Annotated in this window: 19 protein-coding genes; 8 read left to right on the forward strand and 11 right to left on the reverse strand. The window is 29.9% G+C overall.

What is annotated here, in order from left to right; genetic code table 11:
- Positions 1 to 112: 112 nt before the first annotated feature.
- Positions 113 to 838: a cytochrome c gene (locus ABY863_RS08495; protein WP_372793836.1), complete on the forward strand. Its 726-nt coding sequence runs from the start codon at positions 113 to 115 to the stop codon at positions 836 to 838.
- Between the two features lie 55 nt (positions 839 to 893).
- Here the strand turns inward: ABY863_RS08495 and nrfD are convergent, their stop codons facing one another.
- From nrfD to hemA, 10 genes are all read right to left on the reverse strand, one after another.
- A complete protein-coding gene (gene nrfD / locus ABY863_RS08500) occupies positions 894 to 2090 on the reverse strand; it encodes an NrfD/PsrC family molybdoenzyme membrane anchor subunit (protein WP_372793837.1) in 1197 nt (398 codons plus the stop codon).
- Positions 2091 to 2092: 2 nt separating this feature from the next.
- Positions 2093 to 2872: a 4Fe-4S dicluster domain-containing protein gene (locus ABY863_RS08505; protein ID WP_372793838.1), complete on the reverse strand. Its 780-nt coding sequence runs from the start codon at positions 2870 to 2872 to the stop codon at positions 2093 to 2095.
- Positions 2854 to 3306 (reverse strand): multiheme c-type cytochrome, encoded by a 453-nt coding sequence (locus tag ABY863_RS08510; RefSeq protein WP_372793839.1) that lies wholly within the window; start codon positions 3304 to 3306, stop codon positions 2854 to 2856. Before ABY863_RS08510 ends, ABY863_RS08505 begins: the two co-directional genes overlap by 19 nt.
- Positions 3307 to 3370: 64 nt before the next feature.
- Positions 3371 to 3562 (reverse strand): hypothetical protein, encoded by a 192-nt coding sequence (locus tag ABY863_RS08515; RefSeq protein ID WP_372793840.1) that lies wholly within the window; start codon positions 3560 to 3562, stop codon positions 3371 to 3373.
- A gap of 621 nt (positions 3563 to 4183) precedes the next feature.
- Positions 4184 to 5545 (reverse strand): oxygen-independent coproporphyrinogen III oxidase, encoded by a 1362-nt coding sequence (gene hemN, locus ABY863_RS08520; RefSeq protein WP_372793841.1) that lies wholly within the window; start codon positions 5543 to 5545, stop codon positions 4184 to 4186.
- A gap of 57 nt (positions 5546 to 5602) precedes the next feature.
- Positions 5603 to 6634 carry a uroporphyrinogen decarboxylase gene (gene hemE, locus ABY863_RS08525; protein ID WP_372793842.1) on the reverse strand — a complete coding sequence of 344 codons (1032 nt, stop codon included), beginning with the start codon at positions 6632 to 6634 and terminating at the stop codon, positions 5603 to 5605.
- Between the two features lie 2 nt (positions 6635 to 6636).
- The gene (hemL, locus tag ABY863_RS08530) at positions 6637 to 7935 is read right to left on the reverse strand and encodes a glutamate-1-semialdehyde 2,1-aminomutase (RefSeq protein ID WP_372793843.1); all 1299 of its coding nucleotides are present in this window, start codon (positions 7933 to 7935) and stop codon (positions 6637 to 6639) included.
- 62 nt (positions 7936 to 7997) lie between these two features.
- Positions 7998 to 8963 (reverse strand): porphobilinogen synthase, encoded by a 966-nt coding sequence (gene hemB / locus ABY863_RS08535; RefSeq protein WP_372793844.1) that lies wholly within the window; start codon positions 8961 to 8963, stop codon positions 7998 to 8000.
- A gap of 12 nt (positions 8964 to 8975) precedes the next feature.
- The gene (hemC, locus tag ABY863_RS08540) at positions 8976 to 10562 is read right to left on the reverse strand and encodes a hydroxymethylbilane synthase (RefSeq protein WP_372793845.1); all 1587 of its coding nucleotides are present in this window, start codon (positions 10560 to 10562) and stop codon (positions 8976 to 8978) included.
- On the reverse strand, positions 10549 to 11814 hold the full coding sequence (gene hemA / locus ABY863_RS08545) for a glutamyl-tRNA reductase (RefSeq protein ID WP_372793846.1): 1266 nt from the start codon (positions 11812 to 11814) through the stop codon (positions 10549 to 10551). Before hemA ends, hemC begins: the two co-directional genes overlap by 14 nt.
- A gap of 271 nt (positions 11815 to 12085) precedes the next feature.
- On the opposite strand from hemA, the gene ABY863_RS08550 reads away from it, so the two are divergent.
- A complete protein-coding gene (locus tag ABY863_RS08550; RefSeq protein ID WP_372793847.1) occupies positions 12086 to 12979 on the forward strand; it encodes a helix-turn-helix transcriptional regulator in 894 nt (297 codons plus the stop codon).
- A 3-nt stretch (positions 12980 to 12982) separates the two neighbouring features.
- Positions 12983 to 14002, forward strand: a complete 1020-nt coding sequence (hemH, locus tag ABY863_RS08555; RefSeq protein WP_372793848.1) for a ferrochelatase — start codon at positions 12983 to 12985, stop codon at positions 14000 to 14002.
- 6 nt (positions 14003 to 14008) lie between these two features.
- Here hemH and ABY863_RS08560 read toward each other — a convergent pair whose 3' ends face one another.
- A complete protein-coding gene (locus ABY863_RS08560) occupies positions 14009 to 15196 on the reverse strand; it encodes an MFS transporter (RefSeq protein WP_372793849.1) in 1188 nt (395 codons plus the stop codon).
- Positions 15197 to 15415: 219 nt separating this feature from the next.
- Between ABY863_RS08560 and ABY863_RS08565 the strand changes: the two genes are divergently transcribed.
- The 5 genes from ABY863_RS08565 to ABY863_RS08585 form a co-directional block, all read left to right on the forward strand.
- Entirely contained in the window at positions 15416 to 15967 is a 552-nt protein-coding gene (locus ABY863_RS08565; protein WP_372793850.1) for a CopD family protein, read from the forward strand.
- 171 nt (positions 15968 to 16138) lie between these two features.
- A complete protein-coding gene (locus ABY863_RS08570) occupies positions 16139 to 16948 on the forward strand; it encodes a lipocalin family protein (protein WP_372793851.1) in 810 nt (269 codons plus the stop codon).
- Positions 16949 to 17354: 406 nt separating this feature from the next.
- Positions 17355 to 18971: a thiamine pyrophosphate-dependent enzyme gene (locus ABY863_RS08575; protein ID WP_372793852.1), complete on the forward strand. Its 1617-nt coding sequence runs from the start codon at positions 17355 to 17357 to the stop codon at positions 18969 to 18971.
- 15 nt (positions 18972 to 18986) lie between these two features.
- Complete coding sequence (locus ABY863_RS08580) at positions 18987 to 19586, forward strand: indolepyruvate oxidoreductase subunit beta (RefSeq protein ID WP_372793853.1); 600 nt, start codon at positions 18987 to 18989, stop codon at positions 19584 to 19586.
- On the forward strand, positions 19587 to 20591 hold a 1005-nt coding region (locus ABY863_RS08585), incomplete at its 3' end, for a CoA-binding protein (RefSeq protein ID WP_372793854.1).

A 20591-nucleotide genomic window follows, 5' to 3' on the forward strand; every position in this document is an offset into this window, starting at 1 on the left:
AATGTATGAATACTGTAAGTTTCCTTTTAAATTATGTAACAAAATTAATAACATAGATAACTAACTTTGTAACATTCTAATAAATCATTATAAATTCATAAAACGAAATAAAATGAAGAAACTAATTATTTTCGCAATTTTCAGTATAACGCTACTTTTTCAAAGTTGTGGTCCAAAAGAAAAACTAAAAAAAACTGAAATCCAAAATGATTCCATTGTTACTGAAACTTTAATCATTGATACTGTTACTACTAATGACCCAGAAGTTATTCTAAAAGACCTCACAAAAGAAAATGTAAATACCCCAATTAAAAAAACGACTACGGTCACAAAAATTACGACAAAAGAACCAGGTAAAGTTGTAACTCAGAAAACAACTGAAACGAAGGTGAATGAAGACACTAAAATTGAAGTTGAAACAAAAGTAGTGGTTACTGAGCAACCGGAAAAAATAGTTGAGGCTGAAACTCCTGTAAAAGTAGTTGTTCAAGTACCCAAAGTTACAACCAACATTTCAGATTGGAAAATTCCTGTTAAATATCAAACCATGAAAAACCCAACAGATTCAAAAGTTGATTTAGCAATTGGAAAATCATTATATTCCAAACATTGTAAATCGTGTCACGGAAGTGAAGGTTATGGTGATGGAACAAAAGCAAAAGAAATGAAAGGTGATTTAGGAGATTTTTCAACTAATTCATTTCAGGCACAAACTGATGGCGCTTTATTTTATAAAACGTCATTTGGCCGGGATGATATGCCTGAATTTACAAAAAAACTCCCACAAGAGGAAGACAGATGGCTTATCGTAAACTACATGAGAACATTAGCTGAGTAAAAACATATTAACTAATTAAAAAAATATCCGTCAATTTGACGGATATTTTTTTAAATTATTCATGGGTAGAAACCTTTTTCCAAGGTGGCATTAACCACAATAAAAAGGTTAAAATCAATAAGGGTAAAATCAACCAAACTGCAGACATCAGATACCCCTCCATTCCTGAATAAACTGCTTTAAAAGAGGTAAACCCACTTAAACTTTTTGAAAATAATTGACCACCAATTACAACATTCCAACGCATAAAGAAAATTCCTATTAGAACTATAATTCCAATAAAAAAATATGCAATTTTTCTAATTTTCTCAGAAGGCTTATAAATTTGAAAGAAACCAATAATTGAGAGTGGTATTATAGTCCCAAAAATTACTTGCATATATATTAATGTAATATTTAACTTACCTCCTACCAATACTTTAATAATATCAAAAGATTCTTCAGCTTCATAAAGCCTATGAATTTGATCTAATGATTCTAAGGTGAAATCTATAATCAAAATATAAAAAAGATATTTAGCAATGGTATCTAGACATAACATATCAATTTTTACTTTTCGCACCCAACTCACAACCATATATACCAACATTACTAAAGCGATTCCTGAAACCATTGCTGAAAAAAGGAAAATCACAGGCATCAATACTGTTGACCACCATGGGTTTGCCTTAATTGAACCAAAAATAAACCCAACATAGCCATGCAATAAAAATGCAGATGGAATCCCTAATACTGTTACAAAATACCCCAATTTATCATCCAACTTTGCAGATTTCTCATCTGTTTCATTAATTCCTAAAGTTATCAATTTATAAAATATTTTTTTGAATCCAGTACTCGTTTTTGACCATATCACAAAATCTCTTCTATAATCAAACCAAATTTCTAGCAATAGTACAACCATTAAATACCATAGATAAACAAATCCAAAAATAGCCATAGCAGAAGTTGGATTAGGAGTCATAAATATTTCATAGGATCTAAAAGGGTGTTGTAAATGACTTACTAAAGGTAATGTGGCTACAAATAAAAATGCTAATGCTGTTAATAAAGCTAAACCATAGGTTGGTTTTAATGCTTTAATATTAAATACACGTTCTAAGGATGCTAAAATAAAAGCTCCGGCAACTAAACCTGTTATGTAAGGATATAAAACAATCATTAAACCCCAATGCAAATCTATTTCATTTGGATAAATATAACCATCAACTTGAGTTAGTGCTTCGTATAAATGTTGGTAATGCTCTTCCATAATTATTTAACTTCTGAACTTAGTCCGTTATAAAAAACTCTTGAATGCGTGTTTAAATGAGGTTTTAAAACTTGTGTTGGATTGTTTTGTAAAAATTTAACCAAATCACTTTTTTTATCTTTCAAATTTCCAAATATTCTTGCATCTGTAGGGCAAACTTCCACACAGGCCGGTTGAAGTCCTTTGCTAATTCTATGGTAGCAGAACGTACATTTATCAGCTACTTTAGTAACTGGATTCATATATCGAGCTCCATAAGGGCAGGCTTGAATGCAATAACTACATCCAATACAGTATGTTTCATCAACTAAAACCACACCGTCTGGGCTTATAAATGTTGCACCAACAGGGCAAGCTTGAACACAAGGTGCTTTTGTACAATGATTACATAATTTTGGCACCATAAAAGATTTAAATATCTCTTCATCAGGTACAGATTGTTTTAAACCTCCAATACCTCCATTTGGAGATTCAATTTTAACTTCCCCATTATTTTTAACGGTATATTGCTCTACCCAAGTTCTAAAATAAAAAGGTTCTATAGGTACATTATTTTCTATCTTACAAGCTTCTGCACATTTTCCACAACCTATACAACTTTCCAAATCAACACCCATTCCCCATAAAGGAAAGTTGGTTTTATCTTCTTGAATATCTTCTTCTTTAGTTTGTGCTAATCCTTCAAATGGTTTCATAAGTGAATACAATAAGGTTCCACTTATTAATGCTGCAGATGTTTTAAAAAACGTTCTTCTATTTTTTTTTATTCTTTCAGTTCCCATGGTGCGTGTACATTATGACATTCAATACAATTTTGATCTCCTTTATGTTCTTTAAAATCTAATTGAGGTACACCTTTTTTAAGGCGTCCCAAATTTATAGCATGACATTGTGCGCAAAATTCTAAAGTTCCCTCAACTTTAGGAGGCATCACTTCACAATCTACAGATCCAGCTATTTTTGGGAAATGGCAACTTTCACATCGAACTCTATCATGCACATCTTCTGATTTTAAATCATAAACATCTTGATGACATGTAACACAGCTTTCTTCACCTTTGTAATAGGATGTTCTCATTTTATTATCATCAATGGCATCAGCTCTATAATGTCCATATTTTCCAAATGAATTTGGTGTTAAGTATTGTTGTATTAAAACAAAAACAGTTACAAACACAATAAACGACAATAATAAACGAAAAATTATTTTTGGCATATTGTTAAATTTTTAAAACCTTGTAATAATTAATACTGATCTTAGTCTTATTTAAGAAGGAAATTTATTTTTTTTGAGCTTTTCGGTACCATATAGCGTTTATAGCTAATGCAGGGAAAATTGCAAAAAGTATACTTGTAAATTCCGGGATATGGTTTTCATTAATGGCATTTACGTACATAAAAACAACAAATAAAACTATAGAAACCACTACTATTAATATGGTAGCAATTGTTTTTCTATTTTTCGTAATCATAATTATTTTATTGAAGTTAAACTTTAAAACCTATAGATCGGATGATCTATACCAAAATTAAATGGGGCTTTATAATTACAGAAAAACGACCTTAATCATTTCCTATATGACCGTCAATAACATTCAAAATCAGCATAAAACAAAACAAAATATTCTTGCCTATTTCTTTAAAATGTAACTAAAGTTACAAAATAAAATCAAATTTAATATGATAATTATCATATAATCAGCAATTTATGAAAATACACAAAATTATAATACCTACAAAGGCATTTAAAAGATTCTAAATATATTTAATATAGAATAGAATATTTTTAATTATTTTGGGTCTATTGAAGAGTTTCATGAGTTTGAAAAAAACTATTTTAACAGGTATTATAAATGTAAATTCATTAAATAAAAACTAACAAATCTTACAAATACAACCTATGCTGTATTGGTGAAATAAAAAATATAATTTGAAAAATACTTAAATAATTATTAAAATGAAGCATCTAAAAAATAATAAAGAGAACTATCAAACTTTTTAAACCATAAATAGAGGAACATGAAAAATGTAAATGTAAAAGCCCAAGCAATAAATATATTGCTTGGGCTTTTTTTATATTCAAAACTTTAAAATTATATGGTCATTGAGAAAATTCGTGTGTCTGGCTTATTCTCAATCAAACGCAAATCAAAAGCCATACAAATATTACGCACAAACATTCTTCCTTCTTCTTTAACTGTTATTTTATTGTCAGTTATTTCAACCAAACCATCCTCAATAATTGATTTTAAACGCTCAACAATTTCACTTTTAACTTTTACATCTAAACCTATTTTCCATTCAGTTTCTAGGTTGCACATTAAATTTAGGATGTGTTTTCTAATAATTAAATCTTTATCAGTTAATAAATGACCTCTAAATATTGGAATAATTCCATCATTTACCTTTTTTGTATAATCATCAATATCTTTTTCATTTTGAGCAAATGCATACCAAGAATCACTAATTGATGACATTCCTAACCCAATCATTAATTCTGTTTTTCCAGCAGTATAACCCATAAAATTACGATGTAACTTTTTAGCTTCCATTGCCTTATGAAGTGAATCGCTTGGCAATGCAAAATGATCCATTCCTATTTCAATATACCCATTGTCAAAAAATAATTGTTTTCCCAATTCGTATAAATGACGTTTTTCATCATCTTTTGGCAAATCAGTATCTTCAAAACCTCGCTGTCCAACACCCTTTATCCAAGGCACGTGAGCATAACTGTAATAGGCAATTCTATCTGGTTTTAAAGCTATTGTATTTTTAATAGTTGTTCTAATACTTTCTTCTGTTTGAAAAGGTAATCCAAAAATTAAATCATGACTTATAGATTCATATCCAATTCTTCTCGATAAATCATGAACTTTCTTCACTTGTTCAAAACTTTGAACTCTGTGAATTGCCTTTTGAACTTTAGGATCATAATCCTGTATACCAAAACTATTTCTTCTTGAGCCTAGATCATATAAAGTTTGTAACTGCTCTTCTGAAGCAAAATTTGGATGCCCTTCAAAACTAAAATCAAAGATTTCAAACTTATCAGCTCTCTTAAAAATACCATCAATCAGTTTTTTTAAATTTTCAGATGAAAAAAATGTTGGTGTACCTCCGCCTAGATGAATTTCTCTAATTTTTGGTCTATCACCTAACATATCACAATACAAATCCCATTCTTTAAGAACTGTTTCAACATAAGGTTGCTCAACTTCATGGCGCTTGGTAATTTTTTTATGGCACGCACAAAATGTACATAAACTTTCACAAAAAGGAAGGTGAATATATACACTTATACCCTCACTATCATTACTTTCATTAAAAGATTTTATGGTAGTATTTTCCCAATCTTGTACAGCGATTCCTTCTTTATCCCAAAACGGAACCGTTGGGTAACTAGTGTATCTTGGCCCAGGAATATTATATTTTTGAACTAAAGTTGAATTCATTTTTTAAATTTTGAGTAATTAGATTTTAGCAATAAATTTTAAGTTATTCTCTAAAATCTAACTTTTATATTCTTTAACGGCATCTATAAATGCTTTTGCATTTTCTAAAGGTACATGAGGTAAAATACCATGACCTAAATTTACAACGTATTTATCCTTACCAAAATCATTAATCATTTGATGAACCATCGTTTTAATCACTTTTGGAGGAGATAATAATCTTACAGGATCAAAATTTCCTTGTAATGTTATTTTATTCCCTGTTAATTTACGTGCAACTTGTGGAGAAACAGTCCAATCCACTCCTAAAGCAGCTGCATTTGAATTAGCCATTTCTTCTAAAGCAAACCAACAACCTTTACCAAAAGCAATTACAGGAGCATCATCTTTTAACGCTTCAATAATTTGGTTTATATATTTCCAAGAAAATTCTTGATAATCTGCAGGTGATAACATTCCACCCCATGAATCAAAAACTTGAACTGCATTAACACCCGCCTTTACTTTTTCTTTTAAATAAGCAATGGTAGTATCTGTTATTTTTTGCAATAATGTATGAGCAGCTATTGGTTGAGTAAAACAGAATTCTTTAGCTTTATCAAAGTTTTTAGATCCTTGTCCTTGTACGCAATAACATAAAATTGTCCAAGGTGAGCCTGCAAAACCAATTAAAGGAATGTCGTCATTCAACATTTGCTTAGTTACTTTAATAGCATCCATAACATATTTTAACTCAATAGTTACATCAGGAACAACAACGGTATCTACATCTTTTTGAGAACGGATAGGATTTGGTAACCAAGGCCCTACTCCTTCTTTCATTTCAACTTCAATATTCATTGCTTGAGGAATCACTAAAATGTCAGAAAATAAAATAGCAGCATCCATTCCAAATCTACGAATTGGCTGTACTGTGATTTCTGAAGCTAATTCAGGAGTTCTACAACGTGTGAAAAAATCATATTTATCACGAATTGCAATAAATTCAGGTAAATATCTTCCTGCCTGACGCATCATCCATACTGGTGGACGTTCAACGGTTTCGCCTTTTAAGGCTCTTAAAAATAAATCGTTTTTAATATTTGACATTTTTATTTCTTCTTTTTATTAGCTACAGCTTTCATTGCTATATTTATTGCTGATCTTACTTTGTATATATCTCTTTTGGTCATAGCTGTCGCTAAAAACCAAGATTCAAATTGAGAAGGAGGTAAAAACACTCCACTCTCCATCATTTTCCAAAAAAATGTTTTAAACCTCTCTGTATCACTTGTTTGAGCCGTTTTAAAATCTACTACTTTTGTTTTTGTAAAAAATGGATTAATCATGGAGCCAAACCTATTCACTTGTAAGTCGATTCCATTTTCTTCAGCAGCAGTTTTTAAAGCTCTCTCTAAAAAAGCGGCTGTTTTCTCAAAAGCCTTATATGGATTTTGTTTTTTTAATTCTTTTAAAGTAGCAATTCCACAAGCCATTGCTATTGGATTTCCTGATAATGTTCCTGCTTGATACATTGGACCTAGTGGAGCAACCATTTCCATAATCTCGTTTCTTGCACCATAAGCACCTACTGGAAAACCACCACCAACTACTTTACCTAAACAAGTTATATCTGCTTCAACACCTAATAATCCCAATGCTCCTCCAAATTGTGATCGGAAACCAGTCATTACTTCATCAACAATTAAAAGTACACCACTTGCTTTAGTTACATCTCTTAGCTCTTCAATAAATGCTTTAGTTGGCAATACAACACCCATATTACCTGCAATTGGTTCTATAATTACTGCGGCAATATCATCATGTTTTGCTAGTTGCTCTTCAACACTATCTATATTATTATATTCTGCTATTAATGTATTTTTAACTGCGTCATCAGGTACACCTGCACTTCCTGGTATACTTAAAGTAGCTAAACCAGAACCAGCCGCTACTAATAAAGCATCTGAATGTCCATGATAACAACCTGCAAATTTTATAATTTTATTTTTGCCTGTAAATGCTCTTGCCAAACGAATAGCACTAAAAACTGCTTCAGTTCCTGAATTCACAAAACGTACTTTATCCATTCCAGGAAAAGCATCACAAACCATTTCGGCTAAAATAATTTCACCTTTTGTTGAAGCTCCAAAAGAATAGCCATTTTTTAGATGTTTTTTTACGGTACTTTCAACAACACTATTTCTATGACCTAAAATCATTGGGCCATAAGATAATACCATATCTACATATTCATTACCATCAACATCAGTAATTTTACTTCCTTTTGCTTTTTCTATAAAAATGGGAACTCCACCTACAGATTTAAAAGCTCTTACTGGAGAATTTACAGCTCCAACTAAATGCTTTTTACCTTTGATATATAACTCTAATGATTTTTCTAGTTTCATTTTATTATTTATTTTGATATTTTGGATTCCTGCCTACGCAGGAATGACAACTTCATCTTCTTTTATTTTTTTAATAATAATTTTGCAACATCTTTAGCAAAATAAGTAATAATAATATCTGCTCCTGCCCTCTTCATTGACAATAAGCTTTCCATCATTACGCGATCACCATCAATCCACCCCTTTTCTGCGGCTGCTTTAATCATAGCATATTCGCCACTTACGTTATAACAAGCAATTGGTCTGTCGAAATTATTTTTTAAATCTCTAATAATATCTAAATAAGCCAGCGCAGGTTTTACCATTAAAATATCAGCTCCTTCTTGATCATCAAAAGTTGCTTCACGCATTCCTTCATCTCGGTTTGATGGATCCATTTGATAGGTTCTTCTATCTCCAAAAGTTGGTGCTGAGTCTGCTGCATCTCTAAATGGTCCATAAAATGCAGAAGAATATTTCACAGCATACGACATAATTGGAAGATTTGGAAATCCTGTATTGTCTAATGCTTCACGAATTGTTTCAATCATACCGTCCATCATTCCTGAAGGTGCTACCATATCTACACCTGCTTTCGCATGAGATATTACTTGTTTTGCAATATTTGGTAATGTAGCATCATTATCAACATCATTATCGTGAATAACACCACAATGTCCATGACTTGTATATTCACAAAAACAAACATCCGTAATTACATATAAACTCGGATAATTTTTCTTAATAAAACGAACTGCTTTTTGCATAATTCCTTCATCATTCCATGTTTCAGAACCCACCTCATCTTTCGTTGTAGGGATTCCAAAAAGTAAAACTGCTGGAATATCTAATGCCACAACCTCGTCTAACTCTTTAGAAATTTTATCTAACGACCATCTTTTAATTCCTGGCATTGAAACAATTTCTGTTTCAATATTTTCACCTTCCTCAATAAATAAAGGATAAATTAAATCATCTATTGTTAGTTTATTTTCTCTAACTAAACGTCGGATATTTTCTGTTTTACGTAAACGTCTTGTTCTGTTCATAATTATCTGATTTTATGATTCTTTATAATAATCATTTACTGTTTCTAATACACTTTCAACCGATGGTTGTGCAGCAACAATTACATTCTTGAAATATTTTCTAGCTTCTGTTGCTGTTGTTTCACCAATACAAAATGCAGTACTATCAGATGTTTTATTGTCTTTTAAATAACTTTCTATTCCTGTTGGGCTATAAAAAAGAATTCCATTATACTTTCCATCAATTTTTCTTGGTGTAAGTTGTGTTTGATAGCACTCAACTTCATTTACAATTATTTCATTTTTAGCTAAAATAGTTGCCAATTCATCTCTTCTCTTATTCCCACAGAAGTAAGTTACCTCTTTTTCATTTATGTTATTTACCAAAAAGTTAGCTAAGTTTTCTGCTGAATTTTCAACATGAGCAACTTTTCCTATTTTACTTTCTATCAATCTCTTTGTTCTTTTACCAACGCAATAAATATTTGTAAAATCTAATTCCATAGGTAAAAAATTATCTAGCAAGGCTTCAACAGCATTTTGACTTGTAATAATTACGTTTTGAATCGGATTTTTAACAACTTTTGGTTTTAACCTATTATTTCTAGTAGTGATAAAATCACTCATCTCAACTCCAATTTTAGTAGACACACTACTTTTTTGGTCTAAAGAAAGATTTTTTGTAGAGTAAATATTTTTCTCCTTTTCTAAAGTTATTACCTCACGCATTAATTTTTTCCCACCTCTATCTAAAATATAGTTGGCGGCAAATTCACCTAAATCTGTTGCGTTATCTGCAGGAACTTCCTTGTAAAATTCAATTTTATTTTTACCATCTGGACTAAATAAAACACCTTTAAATTTTATTTCATCATCCCATAACATAGCTAAAGCACCAATCGGGGCCGTACAACCACCTTCTAAAACTTGTAGAAATTTACGCTCAATTCCAACACAAATTGCAGTGTCTTTATCATTTAATTCATTGCAAATTTCTAGCAATTCTTCATCCTTCTCTAAAGCTGCAATCATTACCGCACCTTGCGCAGGTGCAGGAATCATCCAATCTAATTTAATATGTTTTTCTTTTTCTGGTAATAAATTAAGTCTTTTTAATCCGGCTGCTGCAAAAATTGCTCCATCCCAATCATTATCTTCAAGCTTTTGCAAGCGCGTAATTACATTACCTCTTAATCCAGTTATTGTATGATGTGGGTAACGATATAACCATTGTGCTTTTCTACGCAAACTACCTGTAGCTATAATCGCAGAGTCATTTGCAAAAAAATTCTCATCATCTTTTATAACTAAAACATCGTTAAAATCTCCTCTTTTCAAAATTGCAGCTTGTACAATTCCTTGTGGTAATTTTGTAGGCACATCTTTGAAAGAGTGAACGGCAATATCAACAATACCATTTAATAAGGCAATGTCTAAATTTTTAGTAAAAACACCTGTAATACCTAATTCATATAAAGGTTTGTCTAAAACTACATCTCCAAGAGAATCTATTTTAACTATTTCTGTTTTATGCCCTAAGTGCTCTAATTGATTTGCAACTGTATTTGCTTGCCAAAGTGCTAATTTACTTGATCTTGTTCCTATTTTAATCGTTCTCATTTAAACTTAACTCTTTAATATTAAACATTTTGCTAATCACACTTATACTTTGATCAACTGAAGTTTCTTCATTCTTTAAGTGTTTCACAAATTGTGTGGTAATTTTTTGAATCATTCGCGAAGTTACAAATTCTGCGTGTTCAATATTAAAATCTTTTAATTTTTTAGAATGAAAATCAATTTCATCATGCTGTATTGCAAGAAGTGATTCTTTTAAAGCATTTACAGCTGGTACAAATTTACGAAGTGAAATCCAATTGTTAAATTCTTCTTTATATTTTTCAATTATTTTCTCTGCTGCAGGAATTTCACTCTCTCGAATTTCAATAGTTTTATCCGTAATTTTTGAAAGTTCATCAACATTTATTAAAGTTACACCAGGAATTTCTTTTACTGAAATATCTACATTTTCTGGCATTGATAAATCTAAAATTTGTAATTCCTGATTTTCTTTTAAATGCTCTTTTATTACTGTTGGAATAGGTGCACCAGTTGCAACAATTAAAATATCAGTAGTATGTATTTCGGTTATTAAATCTTCAAAATTACCAGCCTTCACTTCCGGATGTTCCTTCACAAACCCTAATGCTGTTTCATGTGTTCTGTTAATCAATGTAATTTGCTTATTTGAAGTATAGTTCAATACATTTTTACATGTATTTTTGCCAATTTCTCCCAAACCATAAATAAGAATTTTCTTATCACTATGATTTTCAACATTTTCAACTATGTATTGAATTGCAGCATACGCTACTGAAGTTGTACCAGAGCTAAGCTTCGTGTTATTTTTAACATCTTTACTTGCTTGTAAAACCAAATTCATTAAACGCTCTAGATAAGCATTGGTTGTCCCCATTTTTTTTGCCAGCTTAAAAGATTCTTTTAACTGACCCACAATTTCATAATCTCCTAAAATCTGACTATCTAATCCTGTTGCAATATTAAATAAGTGTTTTACTGCATCATTATTTTTATACACATTAGAAACTTCAATAAAATCTTCAACATTACCTTTTGAATATTTTATTAACAAACTAATTAGTTCAAATGGATGTTTAGCAAAACCCGTAATCTCAGTTCTATTACATGTAGATAAAACAAAAATACCATCAATACCTTTTTTCTTAGCATCTAATAATAATAGTTTTTGATTTTCTTTTGTAACACTGAAAGCGCCACGCACTTTAACATCTGCTTTTTTATAACTTAACCCTACGTTGTAAAATTTTGTAGGCATGTTTTCTTGACTCATAATAAAATGGTGTTACCAATAAGTATCGTCAAAAGTACTATTATATATTTTTACTTTATGTCGACATAAGTACTTTTATTGTCGACATAAGTTACAATTGTTACCTAATTCACTCTAAAATAGGGCTAATTCCAAAAATACTGATAAATGTCAGTAAAATATAGCTATTTTAAAATATGACAAATGTCATATTTTAATTCAAAATGTTTTTTTATAAAATATTATCATTACTTTTGTACATATATTAATATTTCTATTTTTAAAATACCGAATGAAAAACTCATTAGATCATTACAAAAACATCGACAAAAGTACTCATTTACTTTTCTCAGAGAATAGCACTTTTAAAGTATTTCATTTCAATAACTTATCTTCTAATTCTGAATTGTTAAAATATCAACTAACAGATAATTGCATTCAATTATATTTTTGCAACAACCACCAATGCAAAGTAGCTTTTAACATAGAACATTGTGTTATAGATTTAACATCAAACAATTCTAGCATGGTCTATTTTAAAGATGAACAAATGAATGTTCTTTTTAATTTACCTCCAGAAGCTGAATTGATAGTTATTCTAATTTCTTTAGAGTATTTTCATTCTTTATTTTCAATTGATGGAACAGTCATTTTTAACTATAACAGTTTAAAAGGAGAAAACCATATTATTGAACCCAAAGAAATAAATGGAAACATAAAATTAATTTTAAACCAGTTAATAAATTCACAGACTAAGGAAACACTAAGACCTATATTTATAAAAGGAAAAATTTACGAGTTACTAAGTTATTATTTTAGTAAACCTTCAGAAAACAATAATGAATCTTGCCCATATATTGCAACGGAAGAAACAATGAGTAAAATAAAACATGCCAAGCAACTTATTTTAAAAGACATGAATAATCCTCCTTCACTTCCTGAATTAGCAAAAGAAGTTGGGCTTAACATAAAAAAGTTAAAAACAGAATTTAAAGAAATTTATGGAGCACCTGTTTTTACATTTTTATTAAATTATAAAATGGAATTAGCTAAAAAACTTTTACTAGAGCAACAATTAAATGTTAATGAAATAGCCTTAAATTTAGGTTATAGTACTTCAAGCCATTTTATTGCAGCTTTTAAAAGAAAATATAAAACCACCCCAAAACAATTTACAAAATCATAAAATATGAAAGGAGCTTTACTCGTAAACTTAGGATCACCAAATAGTACTTCAACTAAAGATGTAAAAAATTATTTAGGCGAATTTTTAATGGATGAACGTGTAATTGACATGTCTTATATCCCACGCTTATTGTTGGTAAAAGGTATCATTTTAAATACTAGACCAAAAAAATCTGCAGCAGCCTACAAAAAAATTTGGTGGAATGAAGGTTCTCCATTAATTGTATTATCTGAACGATTGCATAAAAAAGTGCAAGAAAACTCAGAAATACCTGTGGAACTTGCTATGCGTTATGGAAATCCATCCATAGAAAGTGGTATTGAAAAATTAGAAGCTCAAGGTGTAACTGAAATTCTTATCATTCCGTTATATCCACAGTTTGCAATGGCAACAACTGAAACTATTGTTGTTTTAGCCGAAAAAATTATTAAAAAACAGTTTCCTCATATAAAACTAACTGATGTTCCTGCATTTTATAATAAAGTAGATTATGTTCAAGTTTTAAGCAATAGTATTAAAAAAGAGCTCGACATTTTAAAACCAGAACACTTACTTTTCTCTTATCACGGAGTTCCAGAAAGACATATAAAAAAGTCTGACGTCACAAAATCTCATTGCAAAATAGATGGTAGTTGTTGTAATACTCCTTCGGCTGCACACGAATTTTGTTATAGACATCAATGCTATGAAACGACAAAATTGGTAGCTGAGAAATTAAATTTAAAAGAAGGATTTTATAGTACTTCATTTCAATCTAGATTAGGACGTGACCCATGGCTACAACCATATACAGACAAAACTATTGATAATTTTGCTAGAAATGGCATTCATAATTTAGCTGTGGTTACCCCTGCTTTTGTATCAGATTGTTTAGAAACCTTGGAAGAAATTGGCATGGAAGCCAAACATTCATTTATAGAAAATGGCGGTACAACATTCAATACAATTCCTTGCTTAAATGATAATGATGATTGGGCCGAAACTGTTTCAAATTGGATAAATAATTGGAATTTAAAAATATAAAATAACTTAATTCTCTTTTATAATTTTATCATATTTACTACCTAAAAATATAAAATAAAGAATTACCAAACTAGCAGCTATACTTGTAACAAAAAATGTAGTACTTGCTCCAAATTTATACCAAATAAATCCGGCAATTGAACTGGCAAGCATTGTAAAAATGCTCTGAAAACCTGAGTAAGTTCCAATTGCCGTTGCAGTATCTTTCTTTAATGTAATATTGCTAATCCACGCTTTTGAAATACCTTCGGTTGCTGATGCGTACATCCCATACAGAAAAAATAAACCAATAATAACATACAAATTGGTACTAAACCCCATACCAAAATATACAATCACAAATAAACCGAGTCCTATTATAAACATCTTTTTTAATCCTATTTTATCGGCAATAATTCCCGTAGGAAAAGCACTTAAGGCATAAATTAAATTATAAAATATATAAACTCCAATAACTTGAATGTCATCAAGTCCAGCTTGCTTAGCTTTCAGCAGTAAAAAAACATCCGAACTATTAAATAACGTAAACGCCAAAAGCCCAACAACAACTTTTCTATAAGCTATCGGACTTTCTTTCCAATAGTTTAAAAATGAAAAAACAGCTACTGATTTTTGCTCTTTCTGAAGTTTTACTTTCTTTTCTTTAAGATAAGAACTAGATATTACTGCTAGAATGCCTGGTATAAATGCTATGTAAAATAAAGTGATATAATCTTCAGGATAAAAATACAAATAAATTAACGCCAGTAAAGGGCCTAAAACTGCACCAAAAGTATCCATAGACCTATGAAAACCAAACACTTTACCTTTTGTTTCTGGTGAAGCTTCATCAGAAAGAATGGCATCTCTTGCTCCTGTTCGTATTCCTTTTCCAAATCTATCTACTGTTCTTGCAAAGAAAATCCACAAAGGATACGCAAAAACAGCCATCATAGGTTTTGAAATTGCACTAAAAGCGTAACCTATTTGAACAAAAGGAACTCTTCTTGCAGATTGATCAGATAATTTTCCAAAATATCCTTTACTAAGCCCCGCAACTGCTTCAGCAAAACCTTCCAAAACACCAATTAAAACAACGGAAAAACCAATAGATTTTAAATATATTGGCATTATTGGATATAGCATTTCACTTGCAGTATCTGTAAACAAACTTATAAGTGATAATATCCAAACAGTTCTTGTTATATATTTCATTTTTGATTTCACTTAATTTAAATGATAAAAATTAATGAGTCAGTACTTACTTTAAAAAGTAAAAATAATTTGTTTAAACCTTAATTCAAGAAAACTATTTTTTTTTAAAAATTAGCCAATTATTTTAAGTATGCTCATTTTTTTTATAAAATTAAGTAAATATCACTCATTAACATCAATTATTGTACTTTTGATTTCTTAAAATTCAGCATATAAACTATGGTCTATTTATACATAAAATCACTTCACATAATTTTTATAACCACTTGGTTTGCAGGTTTGTTTTACATTATTCGTTTATTCATATATTTTAAAGAAGCTGAAGAAAAACCTGAACTTGAAAAAAATATTTTATTGAAGCAATACAAATTAATGATTAAAAGGCTTTGGTATATTATCACTTGGCCTTCAGCAGTTTTAGCAACATTATTTGCTGTTTGGCTACTAATTTTGCAACCTGCTTGGCTTCAACAAAGCTGGATGCTTATTAAATTAGTCTTTGTAACAGCTCTTTTTGCATACCATTGGTCTTGTCAAATTTTATACAATCAAATTGAAAAAGGATATTTAAAATATTCTTCATTTGGATTAAGAATTTGGAACGAAGTTGCCACTATTATATTATTTGCTTGTGTGTTTTTAGTAATTCTTAAAACTTCATTTGGTTGGATTTTTGGGGTGCTTGGTATTGTTGGTGTTTCACTACTTTTAATGCTTGGTGTAAAATTATATAAAAAAATTAGAGCTAAAAATAGCTGGGATAAAAATTAAATAACACAAAATATTTTTACTTATTTTTCAACTATAATTTATTTATAAAATTGATTTATCTCACTAAATTTTATAATAAATATCATAAAAAAAACTTTCAAAAATTGATTCACATCATATTCTAATACTATAGACATATGTAATTTTGATATAATTATAAATTCAAAAGTGATGAAAAAGTTACTATTATTTTTAAGTATTTGTTTAGTTACTGTAAGCTTTAATTGCTGCAGTTCTGACGACGATGATAATCCCGATGCTATAATTGGAAAATGGAGAGTTAGCCAATTATTAATAAAAGTAGATGATCAGTATGAAGATGATTTACTTACAGAATGCGACAAAAAATCAACCATTGAATTTTTTGAAAATGGCACATATCAATTAAAAGTTTTTGAATTTAACGACGATGAGAGTATTTGTGTTGCTCAAGAAATTGTTAATGGAACTTGGGAAAATTCTGACAATAATTTATACAGTATCTCTGACTTTGAAATTCCAGGAATGACACTCTCTTTAGAAGTTAAAGTTACTTTTGCGAGCAATGAAATGATATTAGAATTATCTGGAACAATTAACATTGAAGATGAGGAAATTGACATTTGGTTAAAAATGATTTTTATAGATAATAATGATTATGTTCCAGACAAAATTATTGGAAAATGGCAGTTAGATCAGGAATTTGAAGACTCTATTGAAGTAGAATTAACAGAATGTGAAAAAACAATGACTCTTGAATTATTTGAAGATGGTATTTATGAAGAAAAAGATTTTTATGATGAAGGACTTGAATGTATTGCTCTTGAAGTAAAAAAAGGTACTTGGAAAAATTTAGGAAATGATATGTATGAAATAACAGGCATTGATATTCCTGAAGTTAAAGTAACTTTTAACAACAATAAAATGACAGTTGAATTCTCTGAAACTGTTGATGAAATTACCCATACAGGAAAATTAATTTTCCTAAAAATAAGTTCTTAATTAATCATACATGTTTTTTAAATTATGTGTCCATAATTTAGTGTTATTCTTTATCTTTTAGGTTCTAAAAAACTCATTATGAATGAGTTTTTTAGAACCTAAATTTTGATTGCTTTAAGCCATAACTTTTAAATTAAATAGTAAAGTTCATAATTACAGTTACTTTATTAAAATTCATTCCCAAAAAATACATAATAGCTAAACTCTTCATTCATTTACTATAAATTTATCAAATAAATAGCCCTTTCACTATCCAAATACTCAATACTTCATCTCTTTTTTTAAATATTTAATATTCTGTTTATCAATATGTTAGATACTAAAATATGATTTTGGTCATACAAAATACGAAATCGTTTTCATAATTTTACAGCATTATTAAAACAAATAATAAACTTAGAATTTTATGAAAAAACTTCTATTAGGTAATGAAGCTTTAGCACAAGGTGCAATAGATGCTGGAATATCAGGTGTTTATGCGTATCCAGGTACTCCTTCAACAGAAATTACCGAATATATACAAAAATCAAAAATAGCACAAGAGTTAAATATCCATTCTAATTGGTCAGTGAATGAAAAAACAGCTATGGAAGCTGCTTTAGGAATGTCATATGCTGGAAAGCGCTCTTTAACTGTTATGAAACACGTTGGGTTAAATGTTGCAGCCGATGTTTTTATGAACATGTCCGTTTCAGGAATAAATGGCGGTTTGGTTGTAGTTGTTGCAGATGACCCATCCATGCATTCTTCACAAAACGAACAAGATTCTCGTTATTATGGCAAATTTGCTATGATACCAATACTTGAACCATCAAATCAACAAGAATCATATGATATTACAAAATATGCTTTTGATCTTTCTGAAAAATTTGGATTACCTGTATTAATTAGAATGGTAACTCGTTTGTCACATTCAAGAGCTGGTGTTACAACTGGAGAAAGAGTTGCTCAAAATGAAATTAAACTTCCAAAAAACGCAAGACAATTTCAATTGATACCTATGCATGCAAGAGGTTTATACAATCATCTGATTGATATTCAACCTGATATGCAAGAAAACTCCGAAAATAGTTTTTATAATGAATTAACTAAAGGAACTGATACTTCATTCGGTATTATAACTGCTGGAATTGCCTATAATTATTTAATGGAAAACTTTGAAGATGGTAATTGTCCATTTTCAGTACTAAAAATTTCTCAGTATCCTTTACCAAAAAAATCAGTTAAATACTTATTTGATACCTGTGAAAAAATATTGGTTTTAGAAGATGGTTATCCTTTTATTGAAGAAATGATTTCAGATTTTTTAAATGAAAATAAAAAAGTAATTGGACGTTTAACGGGTGATGTGCCACGTGCAGGAGAATTAAATCCTGACAATATTGGGAAAGCTCTAGGTTTTAAAATTCCCGAATTAAAAAAAACACCAAATATTGTTGCAGGAAGACCTCCTGAATTATGTGTTGGTTGTGGACATAGAGATTTGTTTAATGCTATAAATGAACTTGGTGAAGAAGCAAAAACTCAAAAAGTTTTTGGTGATATTGGTTGTTACGCATTAGGTGCTTTACCTCCATTTAATAGTATTAACACGCTAATTGATATGGGAGCATCTATTACCATGGCAAAAGGAGCTTCAGATGCAGGTATTCATCCAGCAATTGCAATTATTGGTGATTCAACTTTTACACATTCTGGTATGACAGGCTTGTTGGAAGCTGTAGTAGCAAATACAAAAATGACAGTTATAATTTCTGATAACTCTGCAATTGCAATGACTGGAGCTCAAGATTCTTCGGCTTCAGGTAGATTGGTAAATATTTGTAAGGGAATTGGAGTTGACCCAGAACATTTAAAAGTATTAACACCACTTCATAAAAATCTTGATGAAAATATTGATTTAATCAGAAATGAAATAAATTACAATGGTGTTTCAGTCATTATTTCACAACGTCCTTGTGTTCAATTATCAAAAGAGAAAAAGGACAATATTAAACACTTACTTGAAATTGCACTAAATTAATTTTATACTGTTAGCATGAAAATAAATATAATTTTAGCCGGAGTTGGCGGACAAGGAATTTTAACAATAGCAGCAGTTATAGATACAGCTGCACTAGCTTCTAATCTCAACATTAAACAATCTGAAGTTCACGGCATGAGTCAACGTGGTGGAGCTGTACAATCTCACGTGCGTATTTCTGATAAAGAAGTATATTCAGATTTAATTCCTGTAGGAAAAGCAGATATGATTATCTCTGTTGAACCAATGGAATTACTTCGTTATTTACCCTTCTTAAAAAAAGATGGATTGTTAGTTACTGATTCAAATCCATTTTTAAATATTACAATTTATCCAGAATTAGAAGAATTGTATACCGAAATTAAATCGTACCCAAATAGTATATTAATTGATGCACAAAAAATAGCCAAAGATTTAGGTAATTCTAGAGCAACCAATATTGTATTATTAGGCGCAGCATCACATCAGCTACCTTTGAGTGATGAAAGTTTACAACAAGCAATTAAAACGTTATTTGAACGAAAAGGAGAGAAAATTGTAGCAAAAAATTTGGAAGCATTCAATGCTGGAAAAGAAATTGCAAAAGAAATATTTTCAAAGAAAGTAGTTTTATAAATGATACACGAAAAATTAATTAACCCTAAAAGTATTGTTGTTGTTGGGGCTTCAAATAATATTCAAACTCCTGGAGGAAGAGTTCTTAAAAATTTAATAGATCATCATTTTAAAGGTGATTTATTTGCTATTAATCCAAAAGAAACAGAAGTTCAAGGTGTAAAATGTTATCAAAATGTTAGTGATATACCAACTGTAGATGTTGCAATTATTGCTATTTCAGCAAAATTTACATTAGAAACCATAAAAGTATTAGCTCAACAAAAAAACACGAAAGGATTTATTATTTTTTCGGCTGGTTTTAGTGAAAAAGATTCAGCAGGTGAAAAATTAGAACAACAAATAGTTGATGAAATAAATGCTGTTGGCGGAACTTTATTAGGACCTAATAATATAGGATTAATCAACCAGAATTATGCAGGAGTTTTTACAACACCAATACCAAAATTAAACTCAAAAGGAGTCGATTTTATTTCTGGATCAGGTGCTACAGCTGTTTTTATTATGGAAGCTGCAATGTCAACTGGATTGACCTTTTCAAGTGTTTATTCCGTTGGAAATTCTGCTCAAATTGGCGTTGAAGATGTTTTAGAACATTTTGATGAAACCTATAATATTGAAACAAGTTCCAACATAAAATTATTGTATATTGAAAGCATTGAAAATCCAAAAAAGCTATTAAAACACGCTGCTTCATTAATAAATAAAGGTTGTAAAATTGCTGCAATAAAAGCAGGAAGCTCAGATGAAGGAAGCCGAGCTGCAAGTTCACATACTGGCGCTTTGGCAAATTCTGATGTGGCCGTAGATGCATTGTTTAAAAAAGCTGGAATTATACGCTGTTATGGTAGAAATGAATTAATTACAGTTGCATCTATTTTTATGCATAAACAATTAATTGGAAAAAATATTGCCATTATCACCCACGCAGGTGGTCCGGCAGTTATGTTAACAGATGCTTTATCAAAAAATGGTTTAAATGTTCCTGAAATAAAAGGAGAAAAT

This window comes from Lutibacter sp. (assembly GCF_041562875.1).
GTDB lineage: Bacteria > Bacteroidota > Bacteroidia > Flavobacteriales > Flavobacteriaceae > Lutibacter.